This is a genomic window from Dysgonomonas mossii, from assembly GCF_004569505.1.
Classification (GTDB): Bacteria; Bacteroidota; Bacteroidia; order Bacteroidales; family Dysgonomonadaceae; genus Dysgonomonas.
Window position 1 is genome coordinate 364704 of record NZ_SPPK01000003.1, and the last position, 21995, is coordinate 386698.

A 21995-nucleotide genomic window follows, 5' to 3' on the forward strand; every position below is an offset into this window, starting at 1 on the left:
TATATTTGCCCAAAATCATATAAAACTATTAATAATGAGACGTAAAATAACCCTTCCAATACTCGGCATAGTTCTTATGACTTTGACTGTTTTATTGGGAAACAATAGTGTGTTTGGGAATAACAACACTACGAATAATGATACTCCTATTGTAACGCTTACCTCTTCTAATTATGAAAAAGAGACCGGAACAGGATTAGTATTTGTTGACTTTTGGGCTCCGTGGTGTGGGCCATGTCGCCGAATGGCTCCTATTCTCGAAAGTGTAGCTAAAGAATACAAAGGATCGGCAAAGATCGGAAAGATAAATGTTGACAACTACAAGAAGTTTTCTATAGATAAAGGGATTGAGGTATTGCCTACTATTGTTGTATATAAAGATGGAAAGGAGATTACTCGCTTGAGAGGTTTGGTATCTAAAGAAGACCTTGTGAAAATAATTACAGAGCATACAAAAAAGTAAGCTGTTACTATAAATAACAAAAATGGCAGATCAGATGATCTGCCATTTTTGTTATTTATATTTCAACTGTTATTTTGTTCCTTTCTCCAATTCTATTGTCTTAATTATATTCTCTCCGATTCCAATGCGGTAACCTTGCGAAGAATACAAAATACCGCCATTTGTAGAGATGTATACTGTAAGCGGGAAGTTGTTTGAAAATTCGATTTGCAAAGCTCCCGCAACTGTATTTAACAAAGTCCTGTTATGATCAGTCATCCATAATGATTGCTTAGGTAGACCTTTAAAGACAGAAGCATCAAACGCTTTACTTAGCTTGTCGTCAGGAATAGCAAACAAGATTCCTCCGCCCCATTCTTCAATAGCTTGTTGTACGGCCGGAAGGTCTTGCAGGATATGCTTAGTAGGTTCTTTGTCCGGATCAGCAAAGCAGATCATCAAACCTTTGCCGTTCGTTAGTTCTTTGATTGACTTTTTACTGCCGTCTTGTAATGTAATAACTGTGTTCGGATCTACGATACCTTGTACCTGAATGCGACCTTCTACTTTCGGTAATTCGATTTCGAATGTTTTCGCTTCATTGCCTTTTACTTCAAAGTAGCGTGTACTTATCGTTACAGAACCATCATTTCCACGACTACCTATCATCAAACGATAGTAGCCTGCATCTACTGTTATTTTAGCCGGTAGATCTTTTATACTGTTTTCATAATCGAGAGTAACAAAGTCACCATTGTCGTATCGGGCAATTGTGAAATGAGTATAATAACCCGGTTTCACAATATTATCCTTTGCATTTGTAAACTGAATTGTAGCCTTTGGCTGTTCTTCGGCTTGCTTATCAAAGAATACATCAGTCCAAGCAGTTTCCCCCTTTAGATATTGAGGGCGTCCTGTTGCACGATCAATACGTGCAGGGATGTCCATAGAACGACAAAGAGCAACAAATAATATATCCCTTGATGGCTTATCTGAAACTTTCAATTCATATACGCCTTTAGGTGAGATCGGGCATTTGAAATAATTTTGTTCTTCATCAATTTTAATATTTTCACGAACAAAGTTTATTACTTCATTAATATCATTCCTCGATTTGTTTATAAAATCTTCCGTTAATGCTTTTTTGAAGAAGCTTCGCCACGGACGAATCAATTCTTGTGATATTCTTGGAGAATAGATGCTGCCTACCAAAGGGCTGTCTTCGGCTAGTTTCTTTTGTGTCGCATCTTGTCCGATAGTAAGGTGATCTAACAGGTATCCAGCCGGAGTATCTCGTAAATCTTTATCGGATAGAGATAATAAGAATGCATTCAGATATGGATTATCTTTCTTAGCCTCCATAAAAGAGGATATTTCCTGCCAGTTTCCTTGCGATTTGGATAAAATATTCCAAGTCTTATCAGGGTTTAGCTTATTTTTTTCTGCAAATTTCTTAGCATCCGATTCACTAATAAATGTTGCCATATATGCATTGCGTATCGAGTCTTCGTGAGCCAGACGTTTTGCGTTTTCAGCAATCTTTTCTGGTGCTAATTCTTTTATGGCTTGTTCTGCCGGCGCTTCCATTACAATGGTTTCATCTAAGCCTTTTCCCGGTTTATTATTTAATGTAACTGTCACTTCTCCCGATTCAGGAGTAGATTTAGCATATCCATATATATCACCCTTATTTGCCCAAACAAATATGTCTCCCATTCCTGAGATTATAGAAGCTGTTCCATCGGTTTTAGTAGTACTTGTGGCAATAGGGTAAAACTCAGCATAATTGTACACTTTAAATTTTACGGTTGCACCTTCTACAGGTTTACCGGCTTCGTCTACTATTTTTACTTTTACATCGCGTGTGTTTGTATAATTACCAAGCAGATTAATAACCGAATAGAGGTCTGTTTGTACATTCTTTTCCTCAGGTCCATTGTACAGTCCAAAAACATTCGTATGTACCATCATAGCACGTTTTACTGGAGCAGAGAACCACGCTACATCCAATTCTGGTTCTGGTTCGCAAGCTCCTATATAATGCCATTTACCATCCACCCATGCTTCTACCCATGCGTGATTGTCGTCGGTGTGTACCCAGCGTGGCGTGTAACATTGTCGGGCAGGGATGCCTACAGCACGAAGAGCAGCGGTAGTGAATGTGGATTCTTCGCCACAGCGTCCCCAAGAAGTCTTAGCTAAAGCAAGTGGTGCGGATGTGCGTCCGTCTGTTCCTCGGTAAGTTACTTTTTCATGACACCAGTGATTTACCTCCAATACTGCTTTTTCCATTGTCAGCCCTTTTACTCTATCTTTGAGTTCATCGAAGAACACTTGTCGGGCAGTATCTAGATTTTCGTTATTTACACGATAGACCAATACAAAATGACGGAATATATCATCCGGTATTTTTTTACCCCAATCGAAGTAATCACGAGCTTTGAATGCTGCATCTACTTGACCAAGGAAAAAATCCGCATCATAATCTGCAAGATCTGAAAGAGGCATATAAGCGTATAGGAATTCTAAAGCCTCACGCTGTTCCAGAGTGAGATCTTGTTTGTCTAAAGCAGAAAACAATTGTTCACTACGTCCTGCCGCAAGGTCTTTGCGTTTCATAAACTGTTGGTGTACTTGTTCCCTATACTCTTTATCTTTAAGGAAATGCTTGTCTGCCGAACTGCATGCGCCTAAGATAAAAAGAAGAGATATCATTAATAGAGAACTGAAAATGATTTTTTTCATCTTTGGTGATATTTATAGGTTTAGTAAAAGACAAATACTGATAATACTTTGCATAGTTCAAAGTATTATGAAACATATTAATCCCAATTAGGATCATAGCTGGAAGCCCGTCCGCGTTGCTCGTATTTCAAATCCTGAAGCATTGAAGAACTTGCACGTAACGATACATAATATGATTTGTATTGACCCACAGGGTTGAAACTTGCCGAAATAGACCAACAGTGTAGGTTGCGAGTAAGATTACAACTCATGTATGCTATTTTGCCTGCATCGAAGTCATAACTGGCATTGAAATTGAAACTCCAATTTTTGGTCGGTTGTATATTTCCGTTCAAGCTGAGGGCTTTAGTTAACGTACCTCTATATTCTGCGTAATCGTTTCGAGCTGCTTGCTTAGGTAGTTTATTCGTATTATAATTCATTGAGAAGCTGATCCCCAAATTCCACTTGATCTCATTTTTTACATAACCATCTTCATCATACTGGTTATCATCTTTTTTTGCCTCCATCAAGCTTTTACGTTCTTCTTCTTCTCCGGATGCGGCCAAATTATTTTCACTCTGTGTGGATTCATCTTCCTTCTTTTTAGAATCCTTATCCTTGTCATCGCCGCCTCCAAACCATTTTTTGAATGTATCCTGATTAATAGATGGCGATATGGAATATCCTGTACTTTTCAATCGCCCAAACCCTTTTCCGTTTGAAATACGAAGTTCATTGACACGTCTCAAACTGGTTACTTCCCCTGCATCGTTTGTCTCAGCTCTATAGAGATATGGGTCGAATGCTGCATTCAGATTTACAGTAAATGATTTGCTGAACTTGAGCCGGAGCCCCATGTTTATGTCACTCCATTTGAACTCTTTGGCCATCATATTGTGACTGAAATTAATCCCGAGATTATCAATCAAACTGATCTTTTTTATAGAGTCATTGGAGTCTCTGTATTTCATTTCAAGATTGTTGTCGAAGCTGAAATTAATCATTCCTTGGGCTCCTTGGCTTGGTACACCAAACATACCTTGTTCATATGGAGAATATTTATTTCCTGTATCTCTCCAATTCCCTTCCGAATCATAGTAATATAACTTTTCATAAAATCCGAATTTTTGACTACTGAAATCCGGAGCATAACTTAGACTTATGCTAGGGGTGAATACATGGCGGATCTGAGTGTTCTTTGAAAATATAGGAGTGAACATCCCATACAGCTTGGTTTGAAAACCAAGAGAGAAATTGAAATCATAAACGCGGTTGAATGAATAGGTTGTATCTTCAACTACCATGCGGCGTTGATCAGCATCCCATCGCTTTTCTATTTTGCTTGTATACCATCGCTCGGTATAGTTGAAAGACGGAGTGATATTTAGGTAGTTTAACGCACTAAAAGTGGCAGACACAGGGATTGTATGTTTCATTGCATTATTCCAGTCTTTTTGCAAGTTAGACTGAAATAGCTTGTTTTCTTTTGTCGTAATACTGTTTCTTAAATCTCCCGTATAACTCAATTGTATCTTCTCGTACCATTTTTCTGCACCTACAGCATCTTTTCTTTTAAACGGAGCTATGCGGCTCATAGTAACTGTAACGTTAGGCAAGGTAAGAGATATTGTTGAGTCTTGTGTACGTTGGGCTGCACTAATATTAGCAGAGAAACTCCACGGAGAATTTGGTATCTTTTGCGTAAGGGTTACATTTGAACTTTTTGTATTATTTGTTCCCATAGGGGTGTAAGCCGTATTCAGGTCATTACGGTCGTAAGAACTGGTAGAGAATTGTACACTAGCCGATAACGTCCTAAACATATTTGACTTAGGGTCTTGGCTATGTGTCCAGTTGATTTTTAGGTCTTTTGCCAAAGAGTAATCTATTCCCTTTTCTCCGAGTTTGGTAACTAGATATCCTACATCAAATCCCCCCGAATATTTATACCTTTTTCTGTATGATGAGCGGGCATTGATTCCCCACGAACCTTTAGTATATATTTCTCCGGTCACAGCTAAATCGATATTATCATTGATCGCAAAGTAATAACCTCCGTCTCTTAAGTTAAATCCTCGGGCGAGCTCATCTCCATAGGAAGGCATGATAACCCCCGAAGAATACTTTTCAGAAAATGGGAAAAATCCAAACGGTAAGCCGATAGGAAGAGGTAAATCTTCAATAACAAGATATGCAGGACCTGTTACGACGTTCTTTTTAGGCCTCACCTTGGCTTTTGTCAGTGCCAAGTAAAAGTGAGGGTGTTCGTGATCGTCGCAAGTAGTATATTTTCCCTCTCTCATGAAAAACGAATTGTCGTCGTTCTTTTTTGCTCTGCTTGCTACAATATATCCTTCTCCTTGAGTGGTAATAACATTTGTAATATAACCTTTCTTTGTTTTAAAGTTATATTTCATTGTTTTTGATTCGTAGTCTGTTCCTCCATCTGTAAATACAGGGAATCCAAATTCTTTTCCTACAGAATCGAGACCGTATGTGGCATAAACAAGGCTACTATCCATGTTCATCCATATCTTTTCTCCTTTGAGTGAAATATCGGTGTATTTCACAACGCTTTCGCCATATAAATATCCCCAATTTCCTGCTGTAAGAACTATGGAGTCATTGGCTGTATAGTCTACTACAGCGTCCAAAACGGCTTTCTTTTTCTTTATAGAGTCGGACGGAAGGGAGTCTCCACGCATTCGTATAGAATCATTCTGAGTCTTACGAACCGGGTCTCGACTTAAACGAACCCGAGGTGATGCAGAGTCGGTAGGCAATGAGTCTTGAGGGGTGTCGAGATGTGTTATACGTGACTCTATACGAGAAATTTGTGCACCCCAAAAAGGCACAGAAAAAAGAATAAGCAGAAACGTATACGTCAACAACTGAATTTTCCTCATGTAGAGACCTCTAACTATATAGTGTATTCGGATGCAAAGCTAATCAATTATATAAGAAAGCATAATATGAAAAATCAAAAAAAGTATAAATTTTCATCTTCCATCCTAAGAATCAAATTGAATTGATAGAAACTTTATCCTTAAATATTGTGATTAATTTTTTATCTTTGTTCTATTCTAAAACGAAGCTTTTCATGAAATATTTTCTGTTAACCCTATCACTTTTCCTTCTTGCACTGGGGGGATATTCTCAAAACTTTGAAGAATACTTTGAAAACAAAACGTTGCGTGTGGATTATATATTTACAGGTGACAATGTCTCTCAGACCGTTTCTCTCGAACAATTAAACCAATTGCCCCAATGGGCAGGACGCCGTCACCATCTTGCAGAACTGGGAAGACAAGGTAACGGGCAAATCAAAATGACGGATCATAGAACCGGGAAATGTATTTATCTTGAATCCTTCAGTTCTTTATTTCAAGAATGGCTCACTATCCCTGAAGCTGCTACAGTAAGAAAAAGTTTCGAAAACACATTCTTATTACCATACCCCAAAGATAAGGTTGATATAGAGGTAAGTTTGCGAGAAAAAGACGGTTCGTACAAAACCGCTCTTAGGCATACTGTCGCTCCTGACGATATCCTAATAAGGAAAAAAGGTTTGAAAAATATCCCTGCTTATACCGTTATACATCAAGGTGGACCTGTAGATAAATGCGTCAATGTCGTTATTCTGGCAGAAGGTTACACGACTTCTGAAATGGAAAAATTCAGACAAAATGCAAAAACGGCATGCGAACAGATTTTAGCACATAGCCCATTTAATCGTATGCAAGATAAGTTCAACTTTATTGCTGTAGAAACAGAATCGAAAGACTCCGGTGTAAGCGTGCCTCGTAAAGGCAAATGGAATGAAACGGTTTTTCATTCCCATTTCGATACCTTTTATTCTGATCGTTATCTGACTACTACGAATGTAAAGGATATACACGACCCAATTGCAGGGATACCTTATGCTCATATTATTATATTAGCGAATACTGATGTATATGGCGGTGGTGGTATTTTTAATGCCTATACATTGACCACGACGGGGCATGCAGACTTCAAGCCTGTTGTTGTTCATGAATTTGGTCATAGCTTTGGTGGATTGGCCGATGAATACTACTATGAGAATGATACGTTTAGCGATAGCTATCCTTTTGGTGTAGAGCCATGGGAACCAAATATAACAACGCTTGTCGATTTTAATTCGAAATGGAAAAGCTTATTGGTAAAAGACACTCCAATTCCTACGGATATAAAGTCGGCTGATAAATATCCAATAGGTGTCTTTGAAGGAGGAGGCTATTCGTCTAAAGGGATATATCGTCCTGCTATTGACTGTAGAATGAAGACAAATACTTGCAAAGATTTTTGTCCTGCATGCCAAAAGGCACTTGAACAACTCATTAAATTTTATACCGAATAAAAAAAATATAGTTAAGGATTTTATTTATAAGGATAAAACAGCTATTTTTGTCGCTGCTAAATTTGAAATAAACAGAATAATATAAATATTTATAACAGATTAAAAATGTCTAAAAAGAAACAAGCTGAATTGCGTGAAGAAAAAGACTGGGAACGTATTGGAACAGCAGTTGCAGAATCAGAACGTTTCATTGAAAAATACCAAAAACAATTATTAATAGGTATTGGTGCTATAGTTGTTGTAGTTAGTGCATTTCTTGCATACAACTATTTTATTGTAGGGCCAAAAACTACCGAAGCTCAGGTGGCAATGTTCAGAGGTGAACAGTACTTCAGAGCCGGACAAGATTCATTAGCTGTTTTTGGAGATAAAAACGGATATGTAGGATTTGAGTCAATCATAAGTGACTATGGTTCTACTAAAGCCGGAAAACTGGCTAAACTATATGCCGGGATCTGTTATGCAAATATGGGTAACTACGAGAAAGGTCTTGAATACCTGAAAGACTATAGCGGTAGTGATAAAATAATATCACAACTGGCGAATGGTGCAATCGGCGACTGCTTGGATAACCTGGGAAAATCAGATGAGGCTGTTTCTTATTATATCAAGGCTGCTAAAGGTGTAGATAATGCTTCTCAAAGCCCTATGTTATACAAAAAAGCAGGTCTTATATATCGTAATCAAGGAAATTACGATAAAGTAATTGAAGTGTTTTCAATTATAAAGAATCAATATATGAATTCTCCTCTTGCTATTGAAGCAGACAAATATATTGATGAAGCTAATATACTTAAAGGACAGAAATAATAGATCTTATTATATATTATACAAAAGAGTTCCGCTAGACAGCGGAACTCTTTTTGTTTATATTACTTTTCAAAATAATAATTATCTAACTAAAAGAGATCTTTGAAATAAAAGTAAAATAAGAGTGGTAATCAGAAACTAAAAAAGGTGACATAAAGAACATATTAAAACCTGTCACCTTTGTCACTTTTTGAATAAGGAAGCGAGCGCTAATACCGTATCACATATTGCAAAAAAAACGGGCTTTAAAACAAAGCCCGTTTATATTGATAGATGATATCTTAATATCTGTAATGTTCAGGTTTGTATGGACCTTCTACAGGAACCCCAAGATATTCAGCTTGCGCCTCAGTCAACTTGGTCAACTTCACTCCAATTTGCTCAAGGTGTAGGCGTGCAACTTCTTCATCCAAATGTTTCGGCAAACGATAAACGTTTACTTCATAGTCGCGTACCCATAACTCCAATTGAGCTAAAGTCTGGTTTGTGAATGAGTTACTCATCACGAATGAAGGGTGTCCGGTGGCACAACCTAAGTTCACTAAACGACCTTCGGCTAAAAGGAATATAGAATGTTCATCAGGGAATGTATATTTATCTACCTGCGGCTTAATGTTTACATGCTTAATGCTAGGGTAGTTTACAAGTTTGTCCACCTGAATTTCATTGTCAAAGTGCCCTATGTTACATACTATAGCCTGATCTTTCATGCGAGACATGTGCTCTATTGTTATAATATCCTTGTTGCCTGTTGTTGTAACAAAAATATTACCTTCTTTCACAGCCTCTTCCATCGTTGTCACTTCAAAGCCTTCCATTGCTGCCTGCAAGGCGCATATCGGGTCTATCTCGGTTACAATGACACGAGCTCCGTAAGAACGCATAGAGTGAGCGCAGCCCTTACCTACATCTCCGTATCCTGCAACAACTACAACCTTACCTGCAATCATCACGTCGGTAGCTCTCTTGATGCCATCGGCTAATGATTCGCGACAACCATAAAGGTTATCAAACTTAGACTTGGTTACCGAGTCGTTTACATTAATAGCCGGAACAAGTAGTTCGCCTCGCTCCATCATTTGGTACAGCCTGTGTACTCCTGTTGTTGTCTCCTCGGATACTCCTTTCCAATCGGCAACTGTACGATGCCAGCGATTGTTGTCTTCTTTCAGAATGCGAGATAAGGTATCGAGTATTACTTGCTCTTCGTGGCTCGAAGCTTTTTTATTCAGGAAGTCTGCATTTTCTTCGGCTTTATATCCCCAGTGGATAAGCAGTGTAGCATCGCCACCATCGTCTACTATCAGGTTCGGGCCTTTCCCTTCAGGGAACGCTAACGCTTGCTCTGTGCACCACCAATATTCTTCAAGGGTTTCTCCTTTCCATGCAAATACTGGTATCCCGGCTGCTGCAATAGCTGCTGCTGCATGGTCTTGAGTCGAGAAAATATTACAACTAGCCCAACGTATATCGGCTCCTAATTCTTTCAGGGTTTCGATAAGTACAGCTGTTTGCACAGTCATATGTAACGAACCCATGATACGAGCGCCTTTCAGCGGTTTTGTTGCCCCATATTTCTTGCGAAGTGCCATTAATCCCGGCATTTCATGCTCTGCTATTTCTATTTCTTTTCTCCCAAAGTCTGCCAGATTGATATCTGCTACAAGGTAAGGAAGATTTGGTAAAAGTTCTTTTGACATATATTTATTTGATTGTTATATATATTTTTCTCCGTATTTTAGCTTTACGTCAGCAACGAACTGTTTGATACGCTGTTCTTCCGACTTCTTGCAAATCAGTAGTACGCCGTCAGCTTCGGCTACAATGTAGCCCTCTAGGCCTTGTATAACCCCTAATTTGCCGGCGGGCAATGTCACAACATTTTCGGCACTATCAAAAAATATAGTGTTGGCAATGAGTGAAGCATTGGCTTCATCATCTTTTTCGGATATTTCGTAGAGTGATCCCCAAGTTCCTAAGTCAGACCAACCGAAATCTGCTGCCTGTACATATACATTTGTAGCTTTTTCCATTATGCCATAATCTATTGATATATTGGGGCAAAATGGGAAATTCTCATCAATGAAGGCTTTTTCCTTTTCTGTACCAAAGGCATCGATGCCGCGGTCGAAACGGGAAGTTATCTCAGGAAGATATTCACGAAGTGCGCTTAAGATGGTTTTGTTATTCCAGATAAAGATACCTGAATTCCACAGGAACTCTCCGCTTTCGAAGAAGACCTTAGCCAGCTCCAGATTCGGTTTTTCGGTAAAGACCTTAACCTTATTTACTCCGTCCAGCTTTTCTTCGCTCATTTGTATGTATCCATAACCTGTTTCGGGACGACTAGGCTTAATGCCGAGTGTCAGCAACGTATTGTGCTTAGATACAAATTTGTAAGCGTTCTGAATAATAGAAAGAAATTCATCCTCTTTTAGAATCAAGTGATCGGAAGGAGCAACTACAATATTTGCCTCAGGGTTAAAAGAGTTGATATGGTAAGTCGCAAAAGCAATACATGGGGCTGTATTGCGTCGCATTGGCTCTAACAATATCTGATTGGGTTTCAACTCAGGCAGTTCTTCTTGTACCATCTGAGCATATTCATTATTGGTGACTATAAATATGTTCTCAAGAGGAAGGATTCTTTTAAACCGGTCTACAGTCATCTGCAAAAGAGAACGTCCTGTTCCAAAGAAATCAAGGAACTGCTTTGGACGGGCTTCGCGGCTAAAGGGCCAAAAACGGCTGCCAATGCCACCACCCATGATCACGCAATAATTGTTCTTGTTATCCATGTTTGTTTTAAAAATTTATACAAAGTTATATCATACTAATATACAAACAAAACGATTAGGGACAATAGCGAAATAAAATTATACGATTCTTTTTCAAAAAAGTTATACCTTATCTTTTGATATATGAAAAATATGTGTACTTTTGCACCGCACTAGGTACAAGCCCAGATGGCGGAATTGGTAGACGCGCTGGTCTCAAACACCAGTGGATTCACTTCCATGCCGGTTCGATCCCGGCTCTGGGTACTTTAAATGCCTGATTTTCAACTGGAAATCAGGTATTTGTCTTTTATCGGGGTGTAAAAAAGGTGTAAAAACTAACCCATATTATTTAGAAAGAAATCCACGCCTAATTTATCTGTAATAAGTTTTGCTACTTGATAAGAATTATTCCAACCACCACAACAACTAGGACTTAATGCAATTGTGATAATAGCAATATTATCCATAGCAGAAATAAGATTGTCGCAAAATTGAGAAATTTGTTCATTATTTAATAATTGTATATAAGTTCCATTCTCAACATTCCAAAAATAATCTATGTCAAGATTTATTATCCATTTTAGTTCTGTATTAGATATAATATCAAAAATACTATCATTTGGATTATTAATAAAATTAAAGTTTCGCGTGATATTTAACCCCCTCCCATTAGGTCTATTATCGCTAACATGAAATTCGCAGGCAAAAAAACATTCTGTGAACCAATTAGGATATATATCTTTTATATTGTGGATGTAGTTATCCCAAGAAAAAAGAGGAAGAGCTCCTGAATGATTCAATAATCCTAGATATTCTTCTATAGTTACATTAGGATTATCTCTCAGAGGCTGCATAGTTTCATATCCTGCAGCCAACAAATCCTCATGTTGATCTATATGAAAAAAATTATATGATTCTTGGGGATCTAATAAATCTAGCCAAGAATAGCCTGCTGCTAAATGATTATCCATAATATAAACGTTATTTTCTTTAAACAAAAAATTCAGTTTATACATTCTATCTTTAACAGCACTGTACAATGATGAGTTTAAACTTTGAGGAGGTTCTTTAAGCCACATATTTATTCTTTAATAGGCATTTCCTGATATACTTTTCCATTAATAAGTTTACCATTAGCCTTCTTATTCCTTTTTATACCATCTCCACCCCATGTTCCCCATTGTTTAAAGAAAAAAGCAGAACCAGATTGTTCGCATTGCATCTTTATTGATAAAACCCACTCTTTTTCCATTGGGCGTGCTTTAGAGCCACTTTCTCCTCCCACTATAACCCAATCGATGTTATTTAGATTCAGCTCTCCCAAATCTTCCAATAAAGGCTCACATGATAAGAATTTGATTGAGGCTTCTATATTTCTTATTGAATCTATCCTTTCTTTAGATGAAGAAACATCAACAGTTACCCCAAGCCATACATTATTGGGAATTTTCTTATTTAAGAAATATTCATTCATTCGATTCGCTCTCTTTGTCAATATTTGATAATTATGTTGAGGGGTTTGTTCTATCACTTTCAATATTTTATCAACAAAACTAAAGGGAACCTTTTCATGAAAAATATCACTCATTGAGCAAACAAATATGACATGGGGTTTTTTCCATGCTAAAGGCTCATTTAAACATTCCTCATGTAAAGTCAATTGAAATCCGTCCGCATATTTTGTTGTACCCATTGCCTTTAAACGGATGGACATTGTTTCTGCATAGCAGTTCTTACATCCAGACGAGATCTTAGAACATCCTGTTATAGGATTCCAAGTCTTATCTGTCCATTCTATTTTTGTCGTTTTCATGACAGTTCAAATTTATCTTCACTAACTTTATGAACATTCGTATTCACCAGAGAAGGTTTTCTTTTTAGAACTTTATCATTAACCATTTCTTTTATAACGTCATTAGCATGTTTAGGCAAACAGCCCATTTCGAATGCAAAGTTATACATTTCAATATTAGAACAAATTTCCTTTTTAGATATCTTATTTTTTAACTCCTCTTTGAATAACGCAAGTTTATTGGGGATATCAAATTCAGCAAATAAATTCGGTTGGATTCTATTTATCTTTTCATTATCAATATCAAAATTAGCATCACCTGTTTGATCATTTATTTTCCAACAGATATTCAAAAACTTTTCAATACCAAGAGTGTGATTTGTCCCAAAAATAAGTCCATATATATTATTTTTTTTCTTAATTGAAAAAGGAGCTAAAAAATACTGAGTGTCTGATGGTATTAAATGCTTATAGTAATTAAAAATAACTCTATGGCATTGATAAGGCTTACCTATATCAAAATCTTCTCGAGATAAATTCAGATATTGTCTAAATTCCGGCATATCTGCAAATCTATCAGCAAAAGAGGATGATATAAAGAATATAAAATCCGTACGATTTAATGACACTAGTTTTTTGAAAATATCATTAGTTATCTGTTTAATACCATATTGGTCAAGAAACATAAATCGAGGCAATTTAGACTCTTCTGATATTTGCAAATACATGTTATTAAAGAATGTTTGAAAATCTTTATTATGAATTTCTAAACTAAAAGGACATACTTTAGAATTTTTATTGGGACAAATATCCTCTTTGGAACAAGATTCTTTTAGATTCTGAACTTTCAAATGTAATGTTTCAACTTTAGAAGAATCGAATTCATTAAAGATTAGACTGCATGAGATATTCCTATCTTTTAAAGCTTTACAATGTGTTTTTATTTCATCAATAATGATTAATGGACTTCCTAGCTGACCATCAATATCTGTCCCTTCTCCTGCAAAAAAATCATAGACATAAATATCTTTCCAAAAAAGCTCCTTTCTCTTGGTAAATACTGGTAGCCATTCTTTAAAATATTCTTTTAAGATATGAAGCTTAATTTTTGTCCCATCATCAAAGCTTGACTTGTGAATATCTTTTTTAGCCATCTGGATGTAATGTTTGAATAACATAGTAAAGAATTAACCCTAAGAAGTTCATAAAGAAGGTAAAAGAGCTTTGTCATTATTATATAATGCGAAAATTCGTTGCTCATAATACGCACTATTTACTCCTTCCCTATTTTTTTCAAGCCATTCTCGGAAATCAGGATTTTCATATAATTTATTCAAATAGATTAATTCTTCTTCTGGCGAATTACATAATCTCCATACAAAAGAAGAATACCTGAATAAATTAAGGAGCTGATCAAAACCGTTACGTTTAGACCAATATTCCCATGCTAAATTATGGCATTTATTTAGTAGAGTAACAAGCCGTTGATAAAATGTATAACTATACGCAATATCCAGTCCTAAAAGGTCTTCTAAAGTAATTTCATCGACATTTTTTGATTTTAGGACAATATCAGTTTTTGTAACTAATGCCCTCACCTTATTATATATATCGTTTTTTGATTCTGTTATAATTTTATCGAGAAGCTTTATTTGATTTTCATCCTTTTCTATTCTACACAATTCCAGTATTATATTAGCTTTCAATGTCTGGAAATGGTGTTTCTCTGCTTTTGCTTTTAATGCTTTCAACTTACTTATCCTTTCGATTTTATCGTGGATAAAATTGATGATAACATATTCAGCCGATAAATATAGGCTACTGTTTTTTTTCGACTCGTTCTTTTTTATGAGATTGGCATATCTTAATGCTTCTTCTTCATTTCTTTTTGATTTATAGGCATATGCGATAGATAATCGGATATCATTCCTGTCATTTTTACTTAAAGAATTATTTTCGTCATCACATAATGATTTTAATATAGATATTGACCTGTCATGCAAAGATGTCATTCTAAGATTTTCTCCCAGATTTTTAATTAAATAAGTTCGGATCACATCAAACTCATCATTATTAACATCTTTAATTAGCAAAAGAGTTTCTTCTGTTAACGAGACTGCATCTTTGTAAGCTCCTTTCTGGGTAAAATCTTCAATAAGAGCAAGTGAAATACGAGCCATCCTGCTTATTTCCAAATCATTCCCGCACTTAATGCCATATTGTAAAATAGATCGGATTGCAATTTGTAGATTTTGATAAATTATGAGATCTAATTCGGCATCCTTCGACTGGATAAATTTAATGGTACTTCTCCAATCTGTACCTAAGTATAGATTGCATGCTGTCTTATATATATCAATTTTTTCATCTTCTGTTATTAACGATGTAATATAGTCTCTTATTAATCTTGGAACTTTTATGATCTTAATTACCTCACTATCACTGTAATTATTGTCAAAAATAGTATTGACCTGTATTGTTTCTATTAGTTTATTTTTAAGAAGATATGCTATATCATCCGGATAAAAGGGTTTGGTGGGATCAAATCTTCTTATCCGGTCAAAAGTTTCTCCATTATGCAAAAGTGATATAATAGTAAGCATTGAAAATCTACGGCTTCCTTGCTTACTATCATCTTCAGATAGTAGGTTTATTTCATTTTTGACAGTCGCTGACAATATATAATCAGGATCTTCATCTGAAGATATTAATAGTTCCATATCTCCAAGGTCAGATAGAGGACGGAATGTGAGTTGTTCAATGACTTTATCTACATAAAAAGGTATGCCACTTGATATCCTGTAAATTTTTTCATAATCGAGAAAGCTGAATGAACCCTGAATTTCTTGAGAACTTTCCACATATTGTTTTATTGCAGGAGTATCTAATGGCAATAGCCTGATACATTCAAAGAAGCGATTATCTGGAATAGTATTAGATATAAAGATCACACGTACATCCGGACTGAAATCAAATATTGTTTTACTAAACTCTTTTAAACCCGCGGCATTTTCGACTAATTCATCTGATATCTTATTAAATACAATTAAAGGACGGTCAAGGGAATTAACTATATCAAAAAATTTAGTTATATTTTGAGAGAAGGTCTTTGAAAAACAATCCATTAAACCATCTATTGTTGTCGCTTCATCACAGTTAATTGAAAAACAGTTACCATGATAAATATTTGCTTTACTAAGCAGAGAACCAATAAATTCATCTTCGCCCAATCCGAATTCCGTTGTAATCCAGCAATGCCTATATTGCGTTAAGTGAGTAATAGCTTTATTCCGGTCATGTAACCGAATGGCAATATGAGAATGATTTTCTTTATATATAGTTCTGGCTAAATTACTATTAACAAATGTTTTCTCAGAAAAAAGGTTTCCTGATTTTTTCTCTAAATCCAAAACAGACAATGAGTTTTCTTCGATTTTATCTGAAGAAGCTGAAGCGATAAATTCTGTTAGGGATGCTGTATCCTTATCAAGGTTGAATTCCTCATTCTGAGATATTTTCAACCCGCCATTTTGTGTAAAAACAGATTTCCTTGGCCATATTGTTTTAGTTATACTGCCGGATTCAAAACTATATGTTCCTGCTGTATATCCATGAATTCTAGATATATTCTCTCCATATGTTTCAAGACCGAATAGTGATGGTGAGATAAAATGTCTCTTACTTGGGAATCCGTTCAAAGATATTGTTGAATAGGATGGTTCATGCATATGCCCACATAAATGCTCAAGAAAACTATCCGAAATATAAATCTCATTTTTATATTCATCAATAGCATTTTGTTCATACCAATCTGGGCTATGATGGGTTAGTAATACTGATACATTATGTTCGGCTAGCCATTCCAGATAATTATCACCGAATAAGCTGTAAATTTGGTCATTATATATCCCTAATCTATTTTTAAAGTTACCACCATCTAGCTGTAAAAATGCTGAATTTAGACCAACAACCCCTAAATTGATACCATTTATATTTATAGATGTGCAGAAATCTCCTGGGATATATCCCCATTGGAGGTTATCGGGTTTCCTTATAGACGTATTATTATACCAATCAGTATAATTTTTAAAGCGCTCCTCAATAAATGTATAATACTGGTTTGGTTCTTCCCAAAAATAACCGCCCCTAATATCTTCTTTTATCCAGTTACACAACACCTTATGAGTAGCATCTTTCGGGTCGTTTATTCTTTCCAGGTCATGATTGCCAGGAACACATAACAAATAAGGGTTATAGCCATGTTTTGAAAAAAGATTCCACATCTTCTTCAAAAAATCTTCCAATAATAAATATTCTTCAGAGCTTCCTCTTTGGACTAAGTCTCCGGTAAAAAATACGACATCAAGCGAAGACATTTTCTTCAGAATATAGTCTATATCATCTAACAATACTTTACTAACCTGGGATATAAGTCCTTTTTGAAGTTTGTCTCCTATATGTAAATCTGTTAAATGTAAAAATGAAATATTAGTTTTAGTCATATTCAATAATTGTATTATATCCTTGCTTCTTATTAAAAGAATCTTATTCTGTTGGTTATGCAAATTAGAGGCTAACAAGTTAAGAAAATTGTTTTCTTTTCCTTAGATACTACCTTGACTTATATCTAAATAAACAACCAACTCATCCTCTTCAAACCCTTATCTATGGCGAAAACGTTGGCTGTACACATGTGATATATATTCTTCTTTTTCTTATCTAATATTTCTATTTGCCAGATATTTTATTCATTTTAACAAAAGTAACTAAAATCTTTAATCGCCTGATAATTATGAGTATAATTATTTTACATAATTAATAACTAGCTCTATATCTTTTTCGTTGTAATCAGTAAACTATATGAATGCCGGAATGATAAACTTAACCAATACCATTAATCTGAGAAAACTGGGAGTGTATTTACATGTGCCTCAATATTTGAGTAAAACACTAGATGATATTTCATTTAAACTATACTGAAATGTCTTATTATGCTAAAGCGGAGTAAATACTATAAGAAGCACGTTTGTCCCATTTTACCTTTTCGTCGTTAACAAAGAATAAGATTTGTATTGAAGCCTATTAATTTCCTGATTGAATTACGAATTCGGTATAATAAGTACCTATATTTGAAGACAGATTGCTTATTAATAGCAATCTGTCTTATCTTTTCTCTGCCTTATTTCAATTCTTGAATTTCACTATCTAGCCGTTTTATATTTTCTTCGTTCTGTTTCTTTTGCTCTTGCTTCCGAGCCTGCTCTTGCACCCGATGCTCATAATCAATCACGCTTTTACGGATATTACTAACAATATAAGCACTATCCGAATAATAGAAAAAATTCTCCAATCGTGTAATCTCATTGGGTAAGATACCATTCTTCATTTTCACAAACCTATATTTCAGATCATTATCCGTTAATCTGTCATTTTCCTGATATTGATTGTAGTTCCCAAACAAAGAACAAAACAGACCAAGTGAAAGAAAAATAATAGCAATAACAGTCTTACTAGACTTAAAGTCAATTGTATATTGATTTTTTACAATGCTCGGTTGCTTAACTACTGTTTCCAATTGAGCTATTTTCGCATTGAGAAACTCTGAAAAAGAATTATTAGCTTCATCCTGTAGTTGTCGCATCGTACCAATCATTGCCGCAGTGTATGCCTTTAATTCTTCCCCTGTAACTCCTTTCTTAGACTCGTCAATAGTTTGTACTATCTTATTCAAAAGATCAGTAGTCAAGGCCGATTCGCCGTTATCCTCCTTCTTCAAAGAGCGAATTTCAATCATAATCTCGGACAGTATTTCTGAAAAGCCGTCCATTGTTATCTGGATATTGTCTATTTTATCATTCATAATTCAATTATTTTAATCCGGGTCGTTTACCATTCTTTCTGCTTATTTGTTTTTGCCTGCGTTCCATCTCGTTTTGCCTGCGTTCTTCCTGCGGATCTTCACCATGAGTCTGGAATATCGACATTGAATCTAAACCATCGATCAGTGAACCGACGATACCGGCTCCCTGACTTTGAGCGTTGCTCTCTTTGGCAAAAGATCGCCCTGTAGTTTTACTCTGAATATAATTCTGAGCATTTTCTTTCAGTCGCTTATCAAGTTTTAAGTAACTGAAATTACGGTCTACCTCAGAACCTTTGAAAGTCACATTGCCGATGGTAAAGGAAATACCCTGTACCTCATGGGGCTGTCCTTTATATTTGAAGGAAATGCCTATGCCTTTTTCTTTTAACAGCTTTTCAAAGTCAGTCCAATCGGTTGCTTTTTTCAAAGCTTCTTTTATTCCATCATGCACCTGATATTTGGTTTTATCCTTGCCTCTTAGCTTATGTTGCTTGACTTTATCCTTTCCTTTACCGTAAGACAATCCGTATTTATTCTTTATTTTCTTACAGACAGCCTCATTGCGGTAACGGTCGTTCTTATCGCTTATCACCTTTCCATTATTGTTGATACGGTTATAGACGATATGTACATGGGGATTTCCGTTGTCATAATGGCGTACGATGATATACTGGGTATCGGTTATATTCATCTCCTGCATATATTCTTTGGCCAATGTTACCATGGCCCCGTTGGTAAGCCTGTCAGCATCATCAGGCAGATAACTTAACGATACATGTCCGACAGGATGCTTGATATTCGGTTTCATCAGGCGTTGGGTATTAAAGCTCCTGATAATACTATCCATATTAGAAAGAAGTACCCCGTCGGCAGCTATCATCTTTGCCTCCTGCTTATTCATAACATAGCGGACACATCCTTTAAAAGCGGCTCTTTGCATAATTTTTCCAATCATCTGATAAATGGTTAATAATATCTACAATCATGTTTCGCAGGCTTGTTATTTCTCTAGCTACACTTGTAAAGCCATCCTTGTTGGCAGACCTTGCCAATTGGTTCAGGTTATTGGCTTCTCCTGATAGTTTGCGAAGCGTATCTGCATCGTCTTTGCCTATACGCTGGACTACTTTAGCCGAGAGCAATGAAGAACGGGCGAAACTGCTTAAACTCATACCTGCATCCCGGGCTCTTTTTTTTAGGGCTAGATATTCCATTGTTGTAACCCTTACACTAATGACTTTCTCTTTCAACCGTGCAGAGACTCTATTTTTTGATACGTTATTTTTTATATTATCATGCATAATATTCAGCTTGTTTTAATTAAGATAAACGCTTATTTCTTTAAAACCGTCCTCATAAAACTGCGACCAACGGGAGCGGTTTTCCCCTCCGCCAAAGGCGGAGCAAGGTAGGAAATGTATACATTTCCATAACCTTGCCATGCGCCTCAACTTGGGAAGGTAGCTGCTAACCGGAGTAGTGCAATCCCGGAGGACAGCCTGATAATTTAGCTGAACTTTGGGCGGTCAGACACACTGTATAAACTCAGCGAGCTATACACACCGGACTTCAAAATCTGACAGGTGTTAGTCAGATGAGCTAATGCCCCAAATTCAGCCGGAACAAAACACCAATAACTCATCGGTCGGGGATCGCCTGGCGGCAAGGGGGGAGACCACTCCTCCCGACGAGCCACGAACATTATTTCTTTCGTTTTGAATTTGGAGAGACAACATAGGTTGCTGCCTCCTGTTCTAATTGTTCTGTTGTTTTAATCGGGTTCTTTAACAGCCATCTGTCTATTTCTTCCTTACTGAAATAAATGGTTTTCCCGTGAGGTTTAAAATGAGGGATTTTGTTGGTACATGTCAGTTTATACATATAGGTTTTGGATATTCCTGTGTATTGACAGCATTCCTCAAAAGTGAATACATCTTTTTGTCCCATAAGAAGATTTTCTATCTTCTCCAGACGTTTTGCGATTAAATCATTAGTCATAATAAACAATATTAAATGTGAAACAATCAGGTGTCGCGACTACCTTTCGAATCACGAAATAATATCATCTAAACATTGGCAACCTTATCAACAAATGTATTGGCATTAACCTCCAATGTATTGATCTTGATTAATGAAAAAGAGCTTGAGATACATTATCTCAAGCCCTTGCATATAATATTCTATTAAGTGTTAATCTTTTATTTTCAGTATTTCGTCAATGCATTCTTCTATTAAATTCTCAACTTTAGGCTCAATCGTCGATGATGTAGCATATGCTGTTGAAAGATCTTTATAATTTAGTAGTTTACTTTTTTTCGAAGCAAAGCATTTGCCTCTGTCTGCGACCCCCATCCATGTAGAGCAGATTAGCCTTTCTTCTGATAAGCGGGCAAATAACAAGGCTATATATTTATTTACGGTTGTTTGTAAAGGTTTGGTATGGGTGCATTGGAGTATTGCTTTCATTTCAGCTAGTGTAATATCTATATTAAATATCGGAATTTGATTACAATATTTCACAAGTATGCCTATCTGTTTATCTGACAGTGCACTTTCAAATGAATCGAGGTTTCGTCCTTTTTCCCGATTATATTTAGATGTTTCTTTTTGGGCTTTCTCTAGTTTACGTTCCTCTAGCTCTTTTTCTTCGGATAGCTTCCTCTCAGTATATCCAGAAATAACGTCTGTCTGTTGCTTGATGTCATTTAGGTCTCGATTAGTCTCTTCTCCTATTGTTTGAAGATTCTGGTGTAGAGTTGAGAAATTCGAGATTATTTCTACATGCTTTTGATCTGATTCAGGACGTTTGTATTGGTTGTATAAAATATCGAATGTTGCTTCTATTTGTTTCTGTTTTACTAATGGTATATTCCCATATGATAATTTATTTTTATATACAGAAAACTCATCATCAAGAAATGCAATTGTTTGTTCTTGGCTCATATTAGCTGTCTCGATACATGCCCTGAGATAATGAGGTGTAAAGCGGACTTTTTTACGAAACAAAATAAGACTGCTAATCCAACTGACTACAGCAACAAACCCAAATACAATACAAGCTATCGGAAGCCATAAATATGCCAATACAATGCTTTTCTTTTTCAGAAGTTCATATTTACCCATCAAGTAGTTCCAAATCTTACGATTGGCTTCTTTTTGAGAATATATGACATAAGCTAATTTATTCATTGCTGTTTTTGTTA

At 36.0% G+C, this 21995-nt stretch carries 16 protein-coding genes and 1 tRNA gene; 4 read left to right on the plus strand and 13 right to left on the minus strand.

All coding sequences use genetic code 11. The annotated features are described in order from the left end of the window. Positions 1-34: 34 nt before the first annotated feature. Positions 35-463 (plus strand): thioredoxin, encoded by a 429-nt coding sequence (gene trxA / locus E4T88_RS11575; protein ID WP_135105601.1) that lies wholly within the window; start codon positions 35-37, stop codon positions 461-463. Positions 464-532: 69 nt separating this feature from the next. On the opposite strand, the gene E4T88_RS11580 is transcribed toward trxA, so the two are convergent. Both E4T88_RS11580 and E4T88_RS11585 read right to left on the minus strand, forming a co-directional pair. Further along, positions 533-3187: a transglutaminase domain-containing protein gene (locus E4T88_RS11580; protein ID WP_135105602.1), complete on the minus strand. Its 2655-nt coding sequence runs from the start codon at positions 3185-3187 to the stop codon at positions 533-535. A gap of 77 nt (positions 3188-3264) precedes the next feature. Continuing rightward, complete coding sequence (locus tag E4T88_RS11585) at positions 3265-6075, minus strand: putative LPS assembly protein LptD (protein WP_135105604.1); 2811 nt, start codon at positions 6073-6075, stop codon at positions 3265-3267. Between the two features lie 194 nt (positions 6076-6269). Between E4T88_RS11585 and E4T88_RS11590 the strand changes: the two genes are divergently transcribed. Together E4T88_RS11590 and E4T88_RS11595 are read left to right on the plus strand one after the other, a co-directional pair. Further along, complete coding sequence (locus tag E4T88_RS11590; protein ID WP_135105605.1) at positions 6270-7547, plus strand: M64 family metallopeptidase; 1278 nt, start codon at positions 6270-6272, stop codon at positions 7545-7547. 105 nt (positions 7548-7652) lie between these two features. Beyond that, positions 7653-8357: a tetratricopeptide repeat protein gene (locus E4T88_RS11595; protein WP_006841876.1), complete on the plus strand. Its 705-nt coding sequence runs from the start codon at positions 7653-7655 to the stop codon at positions 8355-8357. 281 nt (positions 8358-8638) lie between these two features. On the opposite strand, the gene ahcY is transcribed toward E4T88_RS11595, so the two are convergent. Both ahcY and E4T88_RS11605 read right to left on the minus strand, forming a co-directional pair. After that, complete coding sequence (gene ahcY / locus E4T88_RS11600) at positions 8639-10057, minus strand: adenosylhomocysteinase (protein ID WP_135105607.1); 1419 nt, start codon at positions 10055-10057, stop codon at positions 8639-8641. A gap of 15 nt (positions 10058-10072) precedes the next feature. Next, positions 10073-11155 carry a mannose-1-phosphate guanylyltransferase gene (locus E4T88_RS11605; RefSeq protein WP_135105608.1) on the minus strand — a complete coding sequence of 361 codons (1083 nt, stop codon included), beginning with the start codon at positions 11153-11155 and terminating at the stop codon, positions 10073-10075. 162 nt (positions 11156-11317) lie between these two features. Between E4T88_RS11605 and E4T88_RS11610 the strand changes: the two genes are divergently transcribed. Beyond that, positions 11318-11401 (plus strand) — tRNA-Leu (locus E4T88_RS11610). Positions 11402-11472: 71 nt separating this feature from the next. Here E4T88_RS11610 and E4T88_RS11615 read toward each other — a convergent pair. The 9 genes from E4T88_RS11615 to E4T88_RS11655 form a co-directional block, all read right to left on the minus strand. After that, the gene (locus E4T88_RS11615; RefSeq protein ID WP_135105610.1) at positions 11473-12216 is read right to left on the minus strand and encodes a UPF0489 family protein; all 744 of its coding nucleotides are present in this window, start codon (positions 12214-12216) and stop codon (positions 11473-11475) included. A gap of 2 nt (positions 12217-12218) precedes the next feature. Beyond that, entirely contained in the window at positions 12219-12950 is a 732-nt protein-coding gene (locus E4T88_RS11620) for a phage Gp37/Gp68 family protein (RefSeq protein WP_135105612.1), read from the minus strand. Beyond that, positions 12947-14083, minus strand: a complete 1137-nt coding sequence (gene tcmP, locus E4T88_RS11625; protein WP_167755451.1) for a three-Cys-motif partner protein TcmP — start codon at positions 14081-14083, stop codon at positions 12947-12949. The genes E4T88_RS11620 and tcmP overlap by 4 nt, the downstream gene beginning before the upstream one ends. A 48-nt stretch (positions 14084-14131) precedes the next feature. Continuing rightward, the gene (locus E4T88_RS11630) at positions 14132-17431 is read right to left on the minus strand and encodes a metallophosphoesterase (RefSeq protein ID WP_135105615.1); all 3300 of its coding nucleotides are present in this window, start codon (positions 17429-17431) and stop codon (positions 14132-14134) included. A 677-nt stretch (positions 17432-18108) separates the two neighbouring features. Next, positions 18109-18789 (minus strand): hypothetical protein, encoded by a 681-nt coding sequence (locus tag E4T88_RS11635; protein ID WP_135105617.1) that lies wholly within the window; start codon positions 18787-18789, stop codon positions 18109-18111. Between the two features lie 7 nt (positions 18790-18796). Next, the gene (locus tag E4T88_RS11640; protein WP_135105618.1) at positions 18797-19747 is read right to left on the minus strand and encodes a relaxase/mobilization nuclease domain-containing protein; all 951 of its coding nucleotides are present in this window, start codon (positions 19745-19747) and stop codon (positions 18797-18799) included. After that, on the minus strand, positions 19713-20093 hold the full coding sequence (locus E4T88_RS11645; RefSeq protein WP_135105619.1) for a plasmid mobilization protein: 381 nt from the start codon (positions 20091-20093) through the stop codon (positions 19713-19715). Before E4T88_RS11645 ends, E4T88_RS11640 begins: the two co-directional genes overlap by 35 nt. A 400-nt stretch (positions 20094-20493) precedes the next feature. Then, on the minus strand, positions 20494-20790 hold the full coding sequence (locus E4T88_RS11650; protein WP_135105622.1) for a helix-turn-helix domain-containing protein: 297 nt from the start codon (positions 20788-20790) through the stop codon (positions 20494-20496). 192 nt (positions 20791-20982) lie between these two features. After that, positions 20983-21981 carry a hypothetical protein gene (locus E4T88_RS11655; protein ID WP_135105625.1) on the minus strand — a complete coding sequence of 333 codons (999 nt, stop codon included), beginning with the start codon at positions 21979-21981 and terminating at the stop codon, positions 20983-20985. Positions 21982-21995: the final 14 nt, after the last annotated feature.